The sequence below is a fragment of the Novosphingobium olei genome, assembly GCF_037076535.1.
Taxonomy (GTDB): Bacteria; Pseudomonadota; Alphaproteobacteria; order Sphingomonadales; family Sphingomonadaceae; genus Novosphingobium; species Novosphingobium olei.
On sequence record NZ_AP029021.1, the window covers coordinates 2,452,861 to 2,468,879 of the forward strand.

The following is a 16,019-nucleotide window of genomic DNA, read 5'->3' on the forward strand; positions in this document are numbered from 1 at the left end:
AGCCATGCATGGGCGATTTCAGCGCGCGGACCTTGCACCTGAGGGTTTTGCGGTCGTATCAGTTCATACCGTTGAAGAGCATCCCCGCACTTCAACCACCGCCCCGGGGCCACGCAAGGTGCCGTTGGAACACCGCTTAGGGATCAACTTCACGGTTGGCCTGTGAGGTGTGATAAGTGCACCTTACCGATGAGCTCGGTGGACACCGAGATCGCAATCTCATAAGGTTGGGCATGCCCCACTGCATGCGATCATCTCAATTTACACCGAAAATTTAACCACAAGCGCGGACGCAAACTAAGATCTCTGTCGTGGGGATAAGTTGAGTTCAACATCGGACGAAACGAAACGACGCGGTGTCCGTTGCGCCGGCTATGGAAAACGATCCTTCCGGCGCTACATCTCGCAAGTCGCCTGTCCTCTCGACGATTGCTCTCTTTGTGAGACGAGTTTCGACGCGACCCGTTTTTGCCAACTTACGAAAGCGGTTAGGCGATACCGATTTCAGTCTCCAAGCCGCCGGCATCGCCTTCTTCGCGTTTCTTTCTATCGTGCCATTGATTGGCAGCCTTGCTCTTGCCTATGGCTTGTTCACTGAGCCTCAGGTGTTGGAGCAGCATCTCGAAGACATCAAGCGAATGTTTCCGCGCGAAACCGGTGCAATCCTGCAAGAGCCGATAAGACTGGCCCTAGAGAGCGCAGGGGCGAAGCAGGGCCTTGCACTTCTCGTAGGCTTGGTTGTCGCGATCTTTGCAGCGAGAGGCGCAGCTTCAGCGATCATTACCGCCCTTAACAATGCTTACGACCGGGAGGAGACGCGTTCGTTTTTTAGGCTGCAGGGAACAGCATTGCTCCTTACCGCAGCTATCATCGTTACACTCGTAACGACCTTCTCCATAGCGTCTTTCATCACATCGATTGGGGCTAGGCTTCTTCCAGCCTCCCCGTTCACCGAGTTTCTCATGACTATCATTTCCGTCGGTCTGATTACCGCAATCAGCGCTGCTGTGGTCGCAAGCATGTTCCGGTGGGTGCCTGACCATACTGAGGCACATTGGAAATGGATTACGCCGGGAAGCGTGATGACCGCTTTTGCGTGGTTTCTCCTGTCGTCGGGTTTCAGTTGGTATGCCGATCACCTCGGCAAATTCGGAACCGTCTACGGGTCGCTCGGGGCGATCGTAGCTCTGCTCACCTGGCTCTATTTTTCAGCTATGGCCTTGTTTGTCGGCGCCTGCCTTAACCGGTCGCTTGAGGCAGTGGCAACTTCAAAGATAGGCTCGCCCGCTGATCGAGTGGCGTCAAGCTTTGGGTCCGACTTGCCGCAATAAAAAACGGTCACCCGAGCATTGCTGACCGGGTGACCGCCGCCGATGAGCCGATGACGAAGTGAAGGGATGACGACTGCGTCAGCGGATCAACGCTAACATCCATCATACGCCAGACGTTGCGGGCAGTTCCTAGATGCCTAACCTCAGCCATGAAATAGCCTGTTCGACATGATTTTGTTCCGAGCAGCGTCAGCTGTCTGGTGTCCGGATCACCCCTTAACTGGTTCCTCAAGCACATGGCTACGAGAAAAGATGCTGCGCTTGGCGAAAGGCTCATAGAGTTCATCAGGATTTTCCAGGTCAAGTATGGCCTGATCTGCGAGAACCGTCTCTGCGTCAGACAAATCGGGTAATTCTAGCCGCTCCAAACGCCTACCAGGACCAGTCAAGAGCTTTACTGCTTCTCGCATCGTGATCGCGGCGCTCAGTGTCTGCGCCATATGCTCGACACTGACACCACAATGCTCGGCAAGGAGCTTATGCCTTAGGCGAGCAATTTCGGGGGCTGCCGAGGAATTTGCCGGATCTGCAGCATCGAGAGAGACGTCACATTCGCTGTCCAAACCCAGAGAGCGATTGTTCATATTGGCCGAGCCCACTCTCAGCACCTCGTCATCGATAATCATGAGCTTTGCGTGGACGTAAATTGGCGTGCCATTAGCAGTGTATGGGATGTTGATGGAGAAACGGTTATTGATGTCTTTCTCTGCGATGGAACGAACCAGGCGGGCGCGAGCGCTATCCATCGCCTTCTGCTCTAGCCAACCATCGGCACTTTCTGAGGTGACGATGAAAACTTCCGGAGGATCGGACTTAGCCATCCTTTTCGCTATTGCTTCGGCGACCTTGCGCGAGGCAAAATACTGGTTTTCGGCATAAATGAACCGCTTTGCCCGGGCGATGTGCTCTAAGAACAGCTGCTCAATTTCGCTGATGGCGGGACAATCATCGTGTTTCGCTCGCGTCCGAGAAATACCCAGCCCGACAAACTGATAGTCGGCTTGAACCGACGAAGGCCACGGAGATGCCGCTATCGGGGTGCAGGGTTCGATCGGCGCACCACCAGCTCTTTCCCACCGTAATCTGGCCAAAGACGCCAATGCGTGTAGCGCGACAAACTGAATGAGGATTGCGCGTCAATCAGGATGAGAATGTGATTGTCGCGGCGCGTCGATCAGTGCCTGTTTTGATTGTCGCTGGCAAGGTCGTCGTTCTCATCCTGATTGTCGCGGATGGTTTCGAGAACCTTTGGCGTGGTGTAGGCGGCGGGGCGTCCGGCGCCGGTGCGCCTGGCCTGTGCGGTACGTCTGCGGTAACTTTCGACGTTCATCTCGAAGATGGTGGCGTGGTGCACGAGCCTGTCGACGGCGGCGAGCGTCATGGCGGGATCTGGGAAGACCCGGTTCCATTCGCCAAAGGGCTGGTTGGCGGTGATCAGCAACGACCGCCGCTCGTAGCGTGCGCTGATCAGCTCGAAGAGGACCGATGTCTCGGCTTGATCGCGCGAGACGTAGGCGAAGTCATCGAGAACGAGCAGGTGATACTTATCGAGTCTGGCCATCGCGGATTCAAGTGCGAGTTCGCGCCGCGCGACCTGCAGGCGTTGCACGAGGTCGGAAGTTCGGGTGAACAGAACCCTCCAGCCTCGTTCCACCAAGGCAAGGCCGATAGCTGCAGCAAGATGGGTTTTGCCACCCCCCGGCGGACCGAACAGGATGAGGTTGGCGCCTTGCTCGAGCCAGCCATCTCCGGCGCACATGGCCATGACCTGCGCTTTGGAGATCATCGGCACGGCATCGAAGGCGAAGCAGTCCAGGGTTTTGCCCGCAGGCAGGTGGGCCTCTGCCAGGTGACGCTCGATCCGGCGGCGATCTCGTTCGGCTAGTTCGTGCTCGGCGAGTGCGGCAAGGAACCTGCTGGCGGGCCATCCCTCCTTGTCCGCCTGGACGGCGAAGTCTCCCCAGATGTGCTTGATGGTGGGCAACCGCAGTTCGTTGAGCATGAGGCTAAGGCGCTGCGCATCGATCATGGGAGCGGCGCTCATGCGGCTTCTCCCTGTTCGATCAGTCCATCGTAGATCGAGAGCGGCACCAGTTTGACCACGACTTCGGGCAGATCAGCAGGGTCGGGACTGAACCGGGCCCGCAGTGCTGTCAGACACGGTGTTCGGCGCGCGGCCAGATCCTCGGTCAGGAGCCCGGCGAGTTCGGCCTCGCATGCGCGTTCGTGGGCCATGGCCAGAAGTTCGACGGTGGTGCGGCATGCTTCCCGCTCGCCATGAACGTCCAGCAAGTGGTCGAACATCAGGCGATAGGCATCACGCGGGAACAGGCTATCGCGATAGACCAGCCCCAGCAGCGCCATGGGTTTGCGGCGCAGGGAATGGATCACGTGGCGGTAATCGACAACGTGGCCGTGCTTCCCGTTCATGCCCGCGCGGCCACGCGGCAGGGTCATGAGCCTTGTGCCCCCGATGAAGACGTCGAGGCGGTCATCGTACAGACGGACACGCAAGCGATGCCCGATCAGGCGGGATGGGACCGTGTAGAACACCTTGCGCAGCGTGAAGCCGCCCGAGGATGTGACTGTGACAAGAACCTCTTCGTAGTCGGTGGTGCGAACGTCCGGCAGCGGCTGCAGGAACTTGCGTTCGGCATCGATGCCGGGCCCGTGCCGCCGATTGCGCGCAATTACCACCTCGTCGATAAAGCGGCGATAGTCGGCAAGGTCGGCGAAGTCGCTGCTACCACGCAACAGTAGCGCATCCTTCACACCAGCCTTGATGTGGCCATGAGCACTCTCGATCGCGCCGTTCTCGTGAGCAACGCCCCGGTTGTTCCTCGTGGGCTCCATTCCATAATGGGCACAGAGCGCATCATAGCGATTGGTCAGGTCGATCCTGGTATCGGCGTCGAGATTGCGGAAGGCGGCCGAGAGGCTGTCGGTGCGATGAAGCTTCGGCGCGCCACCTGCTGACCAGAGCGCGTTCTGCAACCCTTCGGCCAAGGCAACGAAACTCTCGCCGCCCAGGATGATATGCCCGTGCTCGAAGCCGCCGCAAGGCAGCCGGAAGTGATAGAGCAGATGATCCAGTGGTCGTCCGGCAATCAAAACTGCCAGATCATCCATGCATGTAAAATCGGACAGGCCGAGCCGTCCCGCTTCGTGCACTTGCCGGAAAATGACTTCACGATCCTGCCCGTTCATGGCGCGCCAATCGCGAATGCGCCTCTCCAGCGTCCGCCGGGAGCCGAATATCGTCTCGGGGTATCGCCGCCGCAATTCTTCAAAGATGGCGATAGGTCGAAGGCCGGGAGCAGCCTCGAGCATCGGCACGACCACTTCATCGAAGATACCGGCCAAGGGATCGGGTCGGCGCCGACCGCGTGGGGTTTGCCGCTGTGATGGCAACCGGCCATCCTGCAGAATGCGATAGCCCGTCGCTGGGCTGAACCCGGCCTTCGCCGCCGCCAGAGCGACGGGGTCATTACACCTGTTGGTCATGAAAAGTCTCACCTGATGATCGTTGATGTGTCGGCCGGCCACACGTCAGGTCCTCCTCTCAGGAAAACCCGACACATAGCGGCCACCACGACCATCACAGGCACCCGGCAGAGAGTGTCTCCGGTGTGTCGGGATCGACTACGGGCTACGCCCTCCGCCGATCCCGACACACCGGATTCTCATCTTGATTGTCGCGCCTTCTCACCCTGATCGTCGCGCGACACCAATGCGGCTGCTGCCTCATTTTCAACCAGCATCGTAACATCGTGCCACGGCCCGTAGGGTTTTGCATTGGGTCGCTTCCGACGAAGATCGTCATCCAGGTGATCAGAGGTATCCCAGCGATCTGACGTCATATCGATGCCGCCACAAACGGCGAACTTGTCATCGATCACGACAATCTTTTGATGATGGCTGCAACCAAAGGGGTGGGCGCTATCGAGTTTCATCTCGATCTGCGAATGCATCGACCATTTCGCTATATCGATCAGCGTCGAGCCTCGACCCAGCATCTTCAAGGCCCCAAAGTTCCACTTCAACAACTTGATCTCAAGCCCTGGAGTTCGATCGGCAAGCCAGATAATAAAATCCCCCAATCGATTGGGAGGCCCTCCACGTTCCTTCCGCTTGCGAACGAGCGATATCCGGGTGTCAAAATCCCAACCGATCAACATGATTCGCTGCTTAGCGTTCATCATCGCCTGCTGGACAATTTCGAAATAGTCAGCAGCGTCGACAATCACCTTAGCGCGAGTTGCACGGGCAATCCCCAAACAGATGACGTTTGGCTCTCGTCAGTCGCAAATTCGGACGTTACCGTTTTGTCATTCCAATCTGCACGGTCCGTCCGAAAATCCTTCAAAATGTCGTCATCTGCAGATTTTATTGGTCTTTCTTCAATTGGCGGCGACCATGTCGCTTTCTCGTTCGATCAACATCCAGAGCGCCTGATCATGTGTTGAAAACAAACGAATATGCAATTCAGCTTCAGAATCAGCAAAATCACCGATTTTATAGAGTTCCATACTGAAATCTGGAGCGGATCTGGCCTCAGCGACAAGACCCAAAAATTCGTCAGTTGCAAAGCATGGGGCGATGTCCTTGAAAAAGTCTCGTCCAACCTGGCCGCGCTCTCCCATCCCGGACGCAATAGCCTCGCGCTTTGAATAAAAAACAACGCGATCGTCTTTGTCGAGCTTGATTGCGCCGAAAGGCAGTTGGTCAATCTCGTCGCACGAAAGTGCCTCCATGATCGCGGCTACATCGGGTCTATCGAACATGGCTCAGCCTTTACCTTCCGAGAACTTGGTGACGCCCACTATGTGGGTCACAAACCATCCGTCGTCCGACAAAGGAAACATTATCCGCTCGAATGTCGTGGATACTCCACGCGCGTTCAGGGCTAGGTAGTCGTGGTATGCGATACCTTTCAGGCACCGTTGGAGAGCATCGGTCATTGAGCCAAGGCTCTCCTCGTCTCGGGCTGTAATGTATGTGCCGAGCAACGGACGCCCGAGCTTAGTTTCTACCGCCTCGGAGGCAGCAGAAAATTTGAAAACTGGGACAGCCGTTGTCCCACCCACTTCCACGACATATCCGCTCCTCTCGATATAGGGTTTGAGCGAGGTGAACTCCCCTTGGCTCGGCAACCTGCCAAGGTCGTTGCAAAGCGACCGCCATTCCCCAAAGCAAAGGATGAGGTCTTTCGCCTTGATCCTTCTTTCCACCCGATCGGAGCGAGCTCGTTGAGCGCTGGTTAGCCTTTTGCCAGGCAGCCGCCCCAACTGCTCGGCAACGGTCAGATTTAAAAGATTCGTGTCAACAGGCTTGGGAAGAAAAATTTCACCTTCGGGCAATGCCTCGCCCACACTGCCGCTAACAAAGATCATTGGCAGCAGCGGGTAACGGTTCCGCAGCTCACGAGCGACCTCAGCACCGCTGCCCTGATCAAGTTGCAGGTCACTGATCAGCAGGTCGATAGATGCGGCTCCCACTGCGAGTGCAATGGCCGACTTCGCACTGACCGCTTCGAGAACCGTATAGCCACCGCTCTTGAGCTTCTCGCCAATGTGCTGGCGCAGCATGTCGGAATCTTCGACGAGCAAGATAGTGGCGTCTCCGCCTTGTATGCTCGACAACCTGTTATCGGATAAAGCATACTGAGTGTACGCAGCCGAAGCCGCTAAAATGAGCCTTATGGTAGTTCCTACCCCCAGCTGGCTTTCAATCTCGACTGTGCCGTCACACAGTTCTGCGAGCTCGAACGCTGAGGCCAGCCCGAGCCCTGTGCCTTTGCCTCTGCCTTTGGTTGTGAAAAATGGCTCACCCAATCTCGCAACCACTTCAGGCGGCATACCGCATCCGTTGTCCACGAATGAAAGCTCAACATACTCACCAGGCTGAAGCCGCTCGGAAGGGTCAGCGACCGTGCGCCTGTTCAACTCTATCCGTATGGCGCCCTCGCCGCCAATAGCGTCGCGGCTATTGGCGATGAGGTTGAAGATTACCGACCTAATCCGAGACGAGGAGACGAGAACTGGCGGGACCTCTTCTCCTCGGCAAAAATCGATTGTGATCGCTCTGCCGACGAGGTGACGCAACAGATCGGCATCGCGTTCCAGGACATCGGCTAGATCCAGACTTTCAACGCTTCCTTCGTCACGGCGCGAAAGATCCAGCAATTGGCGAGTCAGCTGACTGCCGTACGTTACAGCCTGATCAACGTGGTCGAGGATGTCAGCACTAACGCCATCATCAATCCGCCGCCGAAGCAGCGAAGATGCACTTTGCATGGCGGCGAGAACATTGTTGAGATCGTGAATGATGCTCCCGACGAACCGCCCAAGCAGTCGCAGCCTCTCGGAATGTTCTTCGTCCGCTTTGGCCTCGAGAAGTCGCTCACGCTCGGCCGACAGATCCGCAACCATAGCCCTAAGCGTCTCAACCTGACTACCATCAACGTAAAGATGAGAAATATCGCGTGACACGGCCAAAAAATGGCTGGCGCGCCCCTCTACAACGCCAAGAGGCGACACATCGACTTGCCACCATCGGGGATTACCCGCTGCGGTCGGACAAAAGCCCCGAAATGCCCCATGACGACCGAGCCGCGCTTCGTCTAAGGCCTTGAGAACCAAAGGGCGTGTCGACATCGGCCAGAGCTCATGCCATTTGGCACCAATGATTGCGCCAAGGTGATTCACCTCCATTGCAACTTGGCCCTTGGGGCTCATTTTTACCAGGTAGCCGTCATGGTCGATGATTTTTATGCAATCCGGCGAATGGGCAATAAACGCCTCAAGAGCCTCCTGCATAGTCTGGAGACCGAGTTCGGCCCACATGGTCAACGCCCCCACTCGGCTGATCAGATTTTGTTCATTACTGGATACCACTTAATCAAGTCAATCCAGTGAAGCAGCCGAACCGGGGTCAAGCTCCACTCTTACAAGCACCTACATCATATGTTATAGATCGGCACGATGCTAAGAACCGGCGGAATCGACCCCAACTGGCTGATGAGCTTCTTTTCTGATGCATGCGAAGCGAGTTGGACTGCCTCGAGCGATGGCTACGTTTTGGACAATCCCGAGTGGCGCAAGTTCACCGGACAGTCACAGGCCGAAGTGGAAGGTGAAGGGTGGGCGAAGGCTCTCCACCCAGAGGATCAAACTCGCGCCCTCGAGGATTGGCGAAAGGCTGTAGCGAACGGCTCCATTTATAGTTGCGCCTTCCGCGTCCGCTACCTCGATGGCAAGTATCGAAATCTTCTCTCTGTCGGCACCCCAATCCGGAAACGAGACGGATCAGTTTTCCAGTGGTTTGGTGCTTCGTTCAGATTGCCTGGCAGAGCGACCGATGCATCAGGATTTCAGCACGCTGATCTTGATGATGTGGCACCCGCACATCTCAAGGCTGCTCGCGCCGCCTTGGGCTGGTCGATCAACACCATGTCGAAGCTTTCAGGCCTGTCCCCCATGACGCTCAGGCGCCTCGAAGGCGCTTTCACGGACATTCGCGCGAGCAAGGCAAGCTTAGAGAGGGTCCTGAAGCTGTTTGCCAACCATGGCGTCACCATGCTTATAAACAACAGCCTTACCGTCGTGGCGATTGAACGAATCCAAGCGGATTCGGCCACGCAAGGCTCCACAATTGAGGAAAAATCTTAAGTCGGTGTCTGTTCAGCGCCGAGACCCCCGTCGCAAGCGCTGAACAGTTTTTGTCCCATACAACGCGCCGTAGGTATTGCAAATTCAATTTTTGATCGTCCGATTGGCTGCGGGCGGTTACGCGTTCCTTCCGCGTGGGCACATCGCACATCGCCAGGACCGCTGCGCGCTCCTCATCCGAATACCGGCGGCGGCGTTCCACCCCAGTGATGATCTCGAGCCTGTCCAACGCACTCTCCTTACGCAGTGCGAATGGACACTGCGTAAGGCGGCTCATCGCGATGGGGCATCAACCTGGCAACACGACCAAGGCCGGACGCTTACCGTTCTCACCCTGATCGCGCGCAACACGCCGTCCCTTAAAACTTCGCGATTCTGTCTTCCGAGAGCAGAGTGCCAGCAAGACAGTGGGGCTGCAGCCAGTCAGCCTTTACCAACAGTCGATGTGATTGATCACTGGAGAGCTGCACCCGCGCAGCGGGCAGCTGGTCTGAGCCCGAAGTTTCTACCAGCTACGAGTAGAGCCTTGGGCCGTTGTGATGCCCATCGCTGGGCGTGATGGCAACAACCGTATTGGGGGCATGCCCCCAATACGGTTTGCCGATTGACCCCGTCCCCATTCGGCTGGGGTTCGGTTCCCGAGGCTCGAGTGGGGGCGGAAGTGGTTGTAGTCGTGCCGCCAGGCTTCCAGCTCCTGACGGGCATGGGCGAGGCTGGTGAAGATCGTCTCGTTCAAGAACTCGTCCCTGAGCCGCGCGTTGAAGCTCTCGATGAACCCGTTCTGGTAGGGCTTGCCTGGCGCGATGTAGTGCCACTCGACATTGCGCTCCTTCGACCACCGCAGGATCGCCATGCTGGTCAGTTCGGTGCCGTTGTCGCTGACGATAGTATGGGGCCGCGCCATCCGCTCGAAGACTGCAGCATCAAGCTCACGCCCGACCCGCGCGCCCGAGATCGACGTGTCGGCGATCAGGCGCACGCACTCCCGGCTGTAATCATCGACCACGGCGAAGATCCGGAACCGCCTGCCACAGGCGAAGGCATCGGATAGGAAGTCGAGGCTCCAGCGCTGGTTGGGTCCCTGTGGGACCGTCATCGGTGCCCTCGTGCCCAACGCCCGCTTGCGACCACCACGACGGCGCACCTGCAGCCGCTCCTCTCGATAGAGCCGTCGGAACTTCTTGTGGTTCATTGCGCAGCCTTCCCGGCATAGCAGCCAGTGCAGCCGCCGGTAGCCGAACCGGCGACGCTGGCTGGCCAGCTCCCTGATGCGCTCGCGCGCCTTCGCATCGTCAGGCCGACGACTGACGTAACGCACCATGGTCCGGTCCGCGCCCAGCACCGCGCAGGCACGACGCTGGCTCACCTCGAAGACCTCCTGGAGATGAGCCACCGCCTGCCGCATGGCACGGGGCGCTAGAATTTTTTTGCGCTGATCTCCTTGAGCATGGCGTTGTCGAGCATCGAGTCCGCCAGCAGCTTCTTCAGCCGCTCGTTCTCCTGCTCCAGCTGGCGCAACCGCCGGGCATCCGACACTTCCAGCCCGCCATACTTCGACTTCCACTTGTAGAAGGTCGCCGAGCTGATCCCGTGACGACGGCATACATCCACCGTCGCCATCCCCGCTTCCTGCTCCTTCAAAACAGCGATGATCTGCTCCTCGCTGAACCTGCTCCGCTTCATTCGTCCGTCTCCTCGTCAGGGCCGGACTCTACTTATCACTGGAGGAAATTTAGGGGCTCAGACCACAGCGAATGAGGGCAAACCCGTATGTGCCCTTACTGGCTCTTACCGAGCATCTTAGGGCTGCCCTGCGAAGGCTAGACTGGGTCTTCGCGAGGTCGAAAGTTGTTTCAGGTTTTCTTTTGCATTCGAGATCAGCACGATCTTCGGTTTGTCTTTCTTGCGGCACTGATCTGCATCATCTCATGCTCCACTGCCGTAATGATGCTTCGGCAAGGGAACGCAGCTTCCGAAGAGACGAAGCATCGCTGGCTGATCACCGGTGGCCTCGCAACGGGCTTCGGAATCTGGTCGACGCATTTCATCGCGATGCTCGGCTACGATCCGGGTGTGGTTGCAGGATACAAGCCCGGTCTGACCGCCGTCTCCCTTGCAATAGTGCTTGCAACCACTTTGATCGGTTTTCGGTTGGCCGTCTTCGGCGGCAAGGCCGGATCGATGGCATTCGGGGGCTGCGTTGCCGGAGGCGGGTTCGCCGCCATGCATTACACCGGCATGGCGGCTCTTTCTCTTCCGGCCAAGATTGAATGGAATCCTGCCTATCTTTTGGTCTCGGTCGCGTTGGCGATCTTGCCGATGGTTCAAGTGCTGCGTCTTGCTTTGACGAAGCGAGGGCTTGCGAACGCGGTAATGGCCGCAGGACTTATGGTCTTGGGGATTGTCGGTCTGCACTTCACCGGCATGACAGCAATCCGACTGGTTCCTGCGAGAATGGAAGATGGGGCGGTCTTGCTCTCACCGAGCACGATGTCAGCGCTGATAGGCGCAGTTTCGCTATTCCTGCTGGGTCTTTGTCTCTTCGGGGGCTTAATCGCTAAGCGGACCAATGCAGCGATCCTTCATAGCCAGCAGCAGTTTTCCATTCTCGTAAGAGGAATCTCCGACTGCGCCATTTACATGCTCAAGCAAGACGGTTGCATCGCCAATTGGAACGCAGGCGCACAGCGGCTCAAGGGCTATAGTGAAGAAGAAGTGGTCGGACAGCCGCTCGCTATCTTCTATACGAGCGAGGATCGTGCGCTAGGTCTTCACGCACAGGCGATTGAGTGCGCACGACAGCATGGCAAGTTTATCGGTGAAGGCTGGCGTGTCCGGCGCGATGGTTCACGCTTCTGGGCGCATGTGACCATCGAACATGTTCTTGACGCTGAAGGCAGGTCCTTAGGGTTTGCCAAGATCACTCGCGACATGACCCAATTCAAGGAAGACCAAGATCGGCTGGAAGAGGCCAGGCACCAGCTCGCCACGGCACTGTCCAATATGCATCAAGGGCTTTGTCTGTTCGACAGCAACGCTCGGCTTGTCCTTCGCAACCAGCGCTTCCTTGAACTTTGGAACTTGCCTGAGAGCAGCTGTCTGCCCGGCGCGTCTCTCGATGAGGTAGCTTATGCTGCCCTTTCATCAAGGGCTGGCGAGAAAGTTTCCGAAGAACGCATCGCAAACGTTCATGTGCTGCTGAAGCAATCACTCGACGCCAATGGCAGTGAACCTGTCGTCGTCGAATATGGTGAGGCTTTTTCCATGTCGATCACCAGCCGGGGCATGCCGGATGGCGGGTGGGTTACGACCTTTGAGGACATCAGCGAGAGGCGCCGATCTGAAAAGCGCATCGCTCATCTGGCCCACCATGACATGCTTACAGGCATGCCAAATCGCAGCAGCTTTAATCGCTGGCTTTCACACGAGCTGGTCGCTGCTCCTTGCCGGGGCGAGCAAGTTGCTCTTGTCGCGATCGATCTGGATCGGTTCAAGGAAATCAATGACACCCACGGGCACGCCATAGGTGATCAGGTCCTGAGGTCCTTCGCTGATGCTATCTCGAACTGTCTGGACGAGAACGAGATCGCAGCCCGGCTGGGCGGCGATGAATTTGCCTTAGCTAAAAGATTTGCGCGTGAAACAGAGCTGACTGATTTCCTTTCTCGTCTGGAAACAGCAATTGACGGTTGCGTTACGAACTCAGTCGCTGCCCTGAACGGAGCGAGCATCGGGGTGGTTTTGTATCCAGGCGATGCCGAGGATCTCGACACACTGCTAAACAATGCAGACCTTGCCATGTATCGCGCGAAGGTGACCCTCGGACAGTCGGTCTGCTTCTATGAGGCAGGCATGGACGAGAAGGCGAGGTGGCGGCGCCAGATTGCCAGCGACCTCCGTTTTGCTGTCGAACGCAATGAAATGCACTTGCTTTATCAGGAGCAGCGTTCGGTCCTCGATCAAACCCTTACAGGCTATGAGGCGCTGTTGCGCTGGACTCACCCCCTTCACGGCAACATTGGACCGGACGATTTCATTCCCATCGCTGAAGAGAGCGGTGAGATCGTGCGGATCGGTGAATGGGTTCTCAGGACTGCTTGTCTTGAAGCCATGCACTGGCCGTCGGACCTTAAGGTTGCCGTCAACCTCTCACCTGTCCAGTTGCTGAAGCCAGATTTGCCGGAAGTTGTAACGCAGATCTTGCTTGATACCGGCCTGCCACCCCGCCGCCTGGAACTTGAGATCACTGAAACGGCTATCATCACCGAGAAGGTCAGGGCGCTTCATTCGCTGCGCCGGATCAAGGCCCTTGGTGTCAGCGTTGCCATGGACGATTTCGGAACTGGCTATTCCTCACTTGATACGTTGCACTCATTTCCGTTCGACAAGATCAAGATCGACAAGTCCTTCCTCCTTCAATCAGAAACCAATGATCAGTCGCGCGCGATCGTGAAAGCCGTTCTGGCTCTTGGGCGAACGTTGTCGATCCCGGTCCTGGCAGAGGGTGTAGAAACGAAGATGCAGCTGGCGTTGCTGGTCGAGGAAGGCTGCAACGAGGCGCAAGGTTATTTGTTTGGCAGGCCCGCTTCAGCGCCATCCCTTCAGCAAGGTTCGGACACAGCGTCTTCTCGAAGGGCCAAGTCCGCTGCTAAGCGCTGAATGCGCCAGTCGGCTAAAGTCCGCACTTCTAAATCAATTTGGAATTCGCGATACGGCGCGGATCCACTTATCAATTTCCGCCTCGACCCAAACTGCACATTTGGGCCCTAGCGATCGTGACCTGGGGACAATCGACAGAATCAGAGCAGGAAGCGCGCTGTTACTCGGACCTGACGGGGTTCGACCGGATGGATATGCCGGTCATCGATCCCGCCCCCCGGTTCGCCGCGCAACCGTGACGCATAGAAGTAAGATATGTCGGGATCGCGGGCATTGAACAGATTGAGTACATCAACCCCAATGCGGAGTCGTCCGGCCTCGCGGGCAGGGCAAACTCGGTTCCGAACCGGCACGATGCATCGTTGGGTTCGGTGCTTCCGGCATCACCCAGGAAGACCAATTCAGAAGCCAGATCGAGCCAGAAACCCACCAGTGAAACTTTCAGTGGGCCGCGTGTTGATTGCTGCTGAGAACTGACCCGGGAGGGTCGTAAATTTCCACTGAGATTTGACCCATGTTCTGATCGATCCCCTTGGCTGGCAGTCGGGGGATCATGGAGTGATCGACATGGCGTTATTGAGCGTGATCCGCCGCTGGCACTTCCGGGACGGGATTCCGATCCGGGAGATAGAACGGCGTACGGGACTGTCGCGTAATACGATCCGTAAGTACCTACGGTCAGGCGCGGTGGAGCCCCATGTATGGATGCCCCCAATTCGTGCGAGGGTATTTGAAGCGGGTCGGGGTGTGATCGGATGCGGTCATGTAGCAGGCCTGTTGCGCGGATTTATGACCGCTGGCCGGTATGGAGATGCGCGGGGTTGGTGCAAATCAATTCTGCGGGCTCGAAGCCCCATGACTCGGAATGCTTTTCCAAACCCGGATCTGACCGATCACTTTGCCCTTACTGCTCCTCGCACTTCTCACACGCCCGACGTACCCGGAACTGCTCGCCAGATCGTGTGATCAGGCCGCAGCAGCTGCCGGATTTCTGTAATTCTCACCCTTGGTCAGCATGGCCCAAACAGCCCGCGCCATCTTGTTGGCCAACGCGATAGCAACCAGCATTCGCGGTTTGCGCTCGAGCATTCGGAACAGCCAAGATCCCTCTGATGGCGATTTGCGCGCAGCCCAACGAACAACTGTCATCGCGCCGGTGATCAGCAACCGGCGAATGTCGCGCTGCCCCATTTTCGACGTCTTGCCCAATACCTGCTTGCCGCCGGTCGAGTGCTGGAGTGGGACAAGCCCAAGCCACGCAGCAAAGTCCCTCCCGCGGCGAAACGTTTCCATTGGGGGTGCAAAGCTCTTGATCGCCATCGCTGTGACGTGCCCAACCCCTGGAACTGTCAACAGCCGGGCTATGGTGGGCGCATTTGCAGCTTCGTGCTGGAGAACTTTTTCCAGCTTCGCGATCTGCTCGGCCAACGACGCTATATGCTGAAGATAGAGCTTCGCCATCTCGACAACGAGCAGATCCAGCGATGTCTCAACGTCTTCTATAGCCGCTTCGAGGATGCGTACGTTAGTCACGCCCTGCGGCGCAACTACGCCATGTTCGGCAAGGTGTCCGCGAAGCGCATTGACCAGCTGCGTTCGCTGGCGAACCAACAGATCCCGCGTCCTAAAGAACATCGCGCCAGCCTGCTGGCCGGATGATTTGAGCGCAACAAAACGCATGTTGGGCCGGGCAGCCGCTTCGGCGATGGCGTTTGACGAACGGCTTCACATAAACTGGCGGGATGAGCCGAATCTCATGGCCGAGTTCCCTGATGGCACGACCCCAAAAATGAGCGCTGCCACATGCTTCGATGGCAACAATGCAACGCGGCTGCTGAGCCAGAAATGTAAGCACCTGCGAACGCGAGAGCTTCTTGCGAAATACAGTGCCCCCCTTCGAACATGCGCCGTGCGCCTGGAAAACCCGCTTTGCCAAATCCAGGCCGATAATGCTAACTTCGTCCATGGATGCCTTCTCCTCTGTCGTGACGTTGTGGAACATCACTTTGGCACATTCGATGCCGTCGGGAGGGGGCATCCACTCCATCAGTTCTCAGCAGCAATCAACAACACCACCATCTCGCACGCGCTGTATGTCATTGCCACCTGGCAGGATCGAACCCGATATCCGTTCGCCCGCGAAACGCGCGCCATTCACGGGCACGACACGCCGAATGCCGCCCCTGCACTCGCCGAGCTCAATCGTCGGAGCGACATCTGCGGTAAGAGTGAAAAGCGGTTTTAATTCTATCATGTTATCTCCCTCCAAGATCAGGTCCTTACGGGCTCGCCATGTTCTCCAGATGGTCGAGCGCAGCGATCGGGTTGTGGCGGCAATCGGCCGCGGATGCCAAGCAAT

General features: G+C 57.3%; 11 protein-coding genes and 2 pseudogenes. 3 read left to right on the plus strand and 10 right to left on the minus strand.

Annotation, left to right across the window (positions count from 1 at the left end; genetic code table 11):
* Positions 1-356: 356 nt before the first annotated feature.
* Positions 357-1,331, plus strand: coding sequence for a YihY/virulence factor BrkB family protein (locus AACH40_RS11510; RefSeq protein WP_338642538.1), 975 nt, complete (start codon positions 357-359; stop codon positions 1,329-1,331).
* Between the two features lie 209 nt (positions 1,332-1,540).
* Here AACH40_RS11510 and AACH40_RS11515 read toward each other — a convergent pair whose 3' ends face one another.
* The 6 genes from AACH40_RS11515 to AACH40_RS11540 form a co-directional block, all read right to left on the minus strand.
* Entirely contained in the window at positions 1,541-2,431 is an 891-nt protein-coding gene (locus tag AACH40_RS11515) for a phospholipase D-like domain-containing protein (RefSeq protein WP_338642539.1), read from the minus strand.
* A 74-nt stretch (positions 2,432-2,505) separates the two neighbouring features.
* Positions 2,506-3,375: an IS21-like element helper ATPase IstB gene (istB, locus tag AACH40_RS11520; protein WP_338642540.1), complete on the minus strand. Its 870-nt coding sequence runs from the start codon at positions 3,373-3,375 to the stop codon at positions 2,506-2,508.
* Complete coding sequence (gene istA / locus AACH40_RS11525) at positions 3,372-4,877, minus strand: IS21 family transposase (RefSeq protein WP_422394851.1); 1,506 nt, start codon at positions 4,875-4,877, stop codon at positions 3,372-3,374. The genes istB and istA overlap by 4 nt, the downstream gene beginning before the upstream one ends.
* Before the next feature lie 137 nt (positions 4,878-5,014).
* On the minus strand, positions 5,015-5,608 hold the full coding sequence (locus tag AACH40_RS11530) for a hypothetical protein (protein WP_338642541.1): 594 nt from the start codon (positions 5,606-5,608) through the stop codon (positions 5,015-5,017).
* 123 nt (positions 5,609-5,731) lie between these two features.
* Complete coding sequence (locus tag AACH40_RS11535) at positions 5,732-6,115, minus strand: hypothetical protein (RefSeq protein WP_169493239.1); 384 nt, start codon at positions 6,113-6,115, stop codon at positions 5,732-5,734.
* A 3-nt stretch (positions 6,116-6,118) separates the two neighbouring features.
* Positions 6,119-8,176: a hybrid sensor histidine kinase/response regulator gene (locus AACH40_RS11540; RefSeq protein ID WP_338642543.1), complete on the minus strand. Its 2,058-nt coding sequence runs from the start codon at positions 8,174-8,176 to the stop codon at positions 6,119-6,121.
* Between the two features lie 138 nt (positions 8,177-8,314).
* Between AACH40_RS11540 and AACH40_RS11545 the strand changes: the two genes are divergently transcribed.
* A complete protein-coding gene (locus AACH40_RS11545) occupies positions 8,315-9,001 on the plus strand; it encodes a PAS domain-containing protein (protein WP_338642544.1) in 687 nt (228 codons plus the stop codon).
* Positions 9,002-9,454: 453 nt separating this feature from the next.
* Here the strand turns inward: AACH40_RS11545 and AACH40_RS11550 are convergent.
* A pseudogene (locus AACH40_RS11550) lies at positions 9,455-10,684 on the minus strand (IS3 family transposase).
* A gap of 165 nt (positions 10,685-10,849) precedes the next feature.
* On the opposite strand from AACH40_RS11550, the gene AACH40_RS11555 reads away from it, so the two are divergent.
* Complete coding sequence (locus tag AACH40_RS11555) at positions 10,850-13,660, plus strand: bifunctional diguanylate cyclase/phosphodiesterase (RefSeq protein WP_338642545.1); 2,811 nt, start codon at positions 10,850-10,852, stop codon at positions 13,658-13,660.
* A gap of 33 nt (positions 13,661-13,693) precedes the next feature.
* Here AACH40_RS11555 and AACH40_RS11560 read toward each other — a convergent pair whose 3' ends face one another.
* The 3 genes and pseudogenes from AACH40_RS11560 to AACH40_RS18930 all read right to left on the minus strand — a co-directional run bounded on the left by AACH40_RS11560 (position 13,694) and on the right by AACH40_RS18930 (position 15,914).
* Positions 13,694-13,804: an AlpA family phage regulatory protein gene (locus AACH40_RS11560; protein ID WP_338646056.1), complete on the minus strand. Its 111-nt coding sequence runs from the start codon at positions 13,802-13,804 to the stop codon at positions 13,694-13,696.
* An 822-nt stretch (positions 13,805-14,626) separates the two neighbouring features.
* Positions 14,627-15,626: pseudogene (locus AACH40_RS11565) on the minus strand (IS110 family transposase).
* Between the two features lie 87 nt (positions 15,627-15,713).
* A complete protein-coding gene (locus AACH40_RS18930) occupies positions 15,714-15,914 on the minus strand; it encodes a DUF3237 family protein (RefSeq protein ID WP_422394852.1) in 201 nt (66 codons plus the stop codon).
* Between the last annotated feature and the right edge of the window lie 105 nt (positions 15,915-16,019).

What these genes read in the sequence shown, in the direction of transcription:
- istB (WP_338642540.1), bottom strand. Translation starts at nt 3,375, where the DNA reads ATGAGCGCCGCTCCCATGATCGATGCGCAGCGCCTTAGCCTCATGCTC.
- AACH40_RS11535 (WP_169493239.1), bottom strand. Translation starts at nt 6,115, where the DNA reads ATGTTCGATAGACCCGATGTAGCCGCGATCATGGAGGCACTTTCGTGC.
- AACH40_RS11540 (WP_338642543.1), bottom strand. Translation starts at nt 8,176, where the DNA reads ATGTGGGCCGAACTCGGTCTCCAGACTATGCAGGAGGCTCTTGAGGCG.
- AACH40_RS11545 (WP_338642544.1), top strand. Translation starts at nt 8,315, where the DNA reads ATGCTAAGAACCGGCGGAATCGACCCCAACTGGCTGATGAGCTTCTTT.
- AACH40_RS18930 (WP_422394852.1), bottom strand. Translation starts at nt 15,914, where the DNA reads ATGATAGAATTAAAACCGCTTTTCACTCTTACCGCAGATGTCGCTCCG.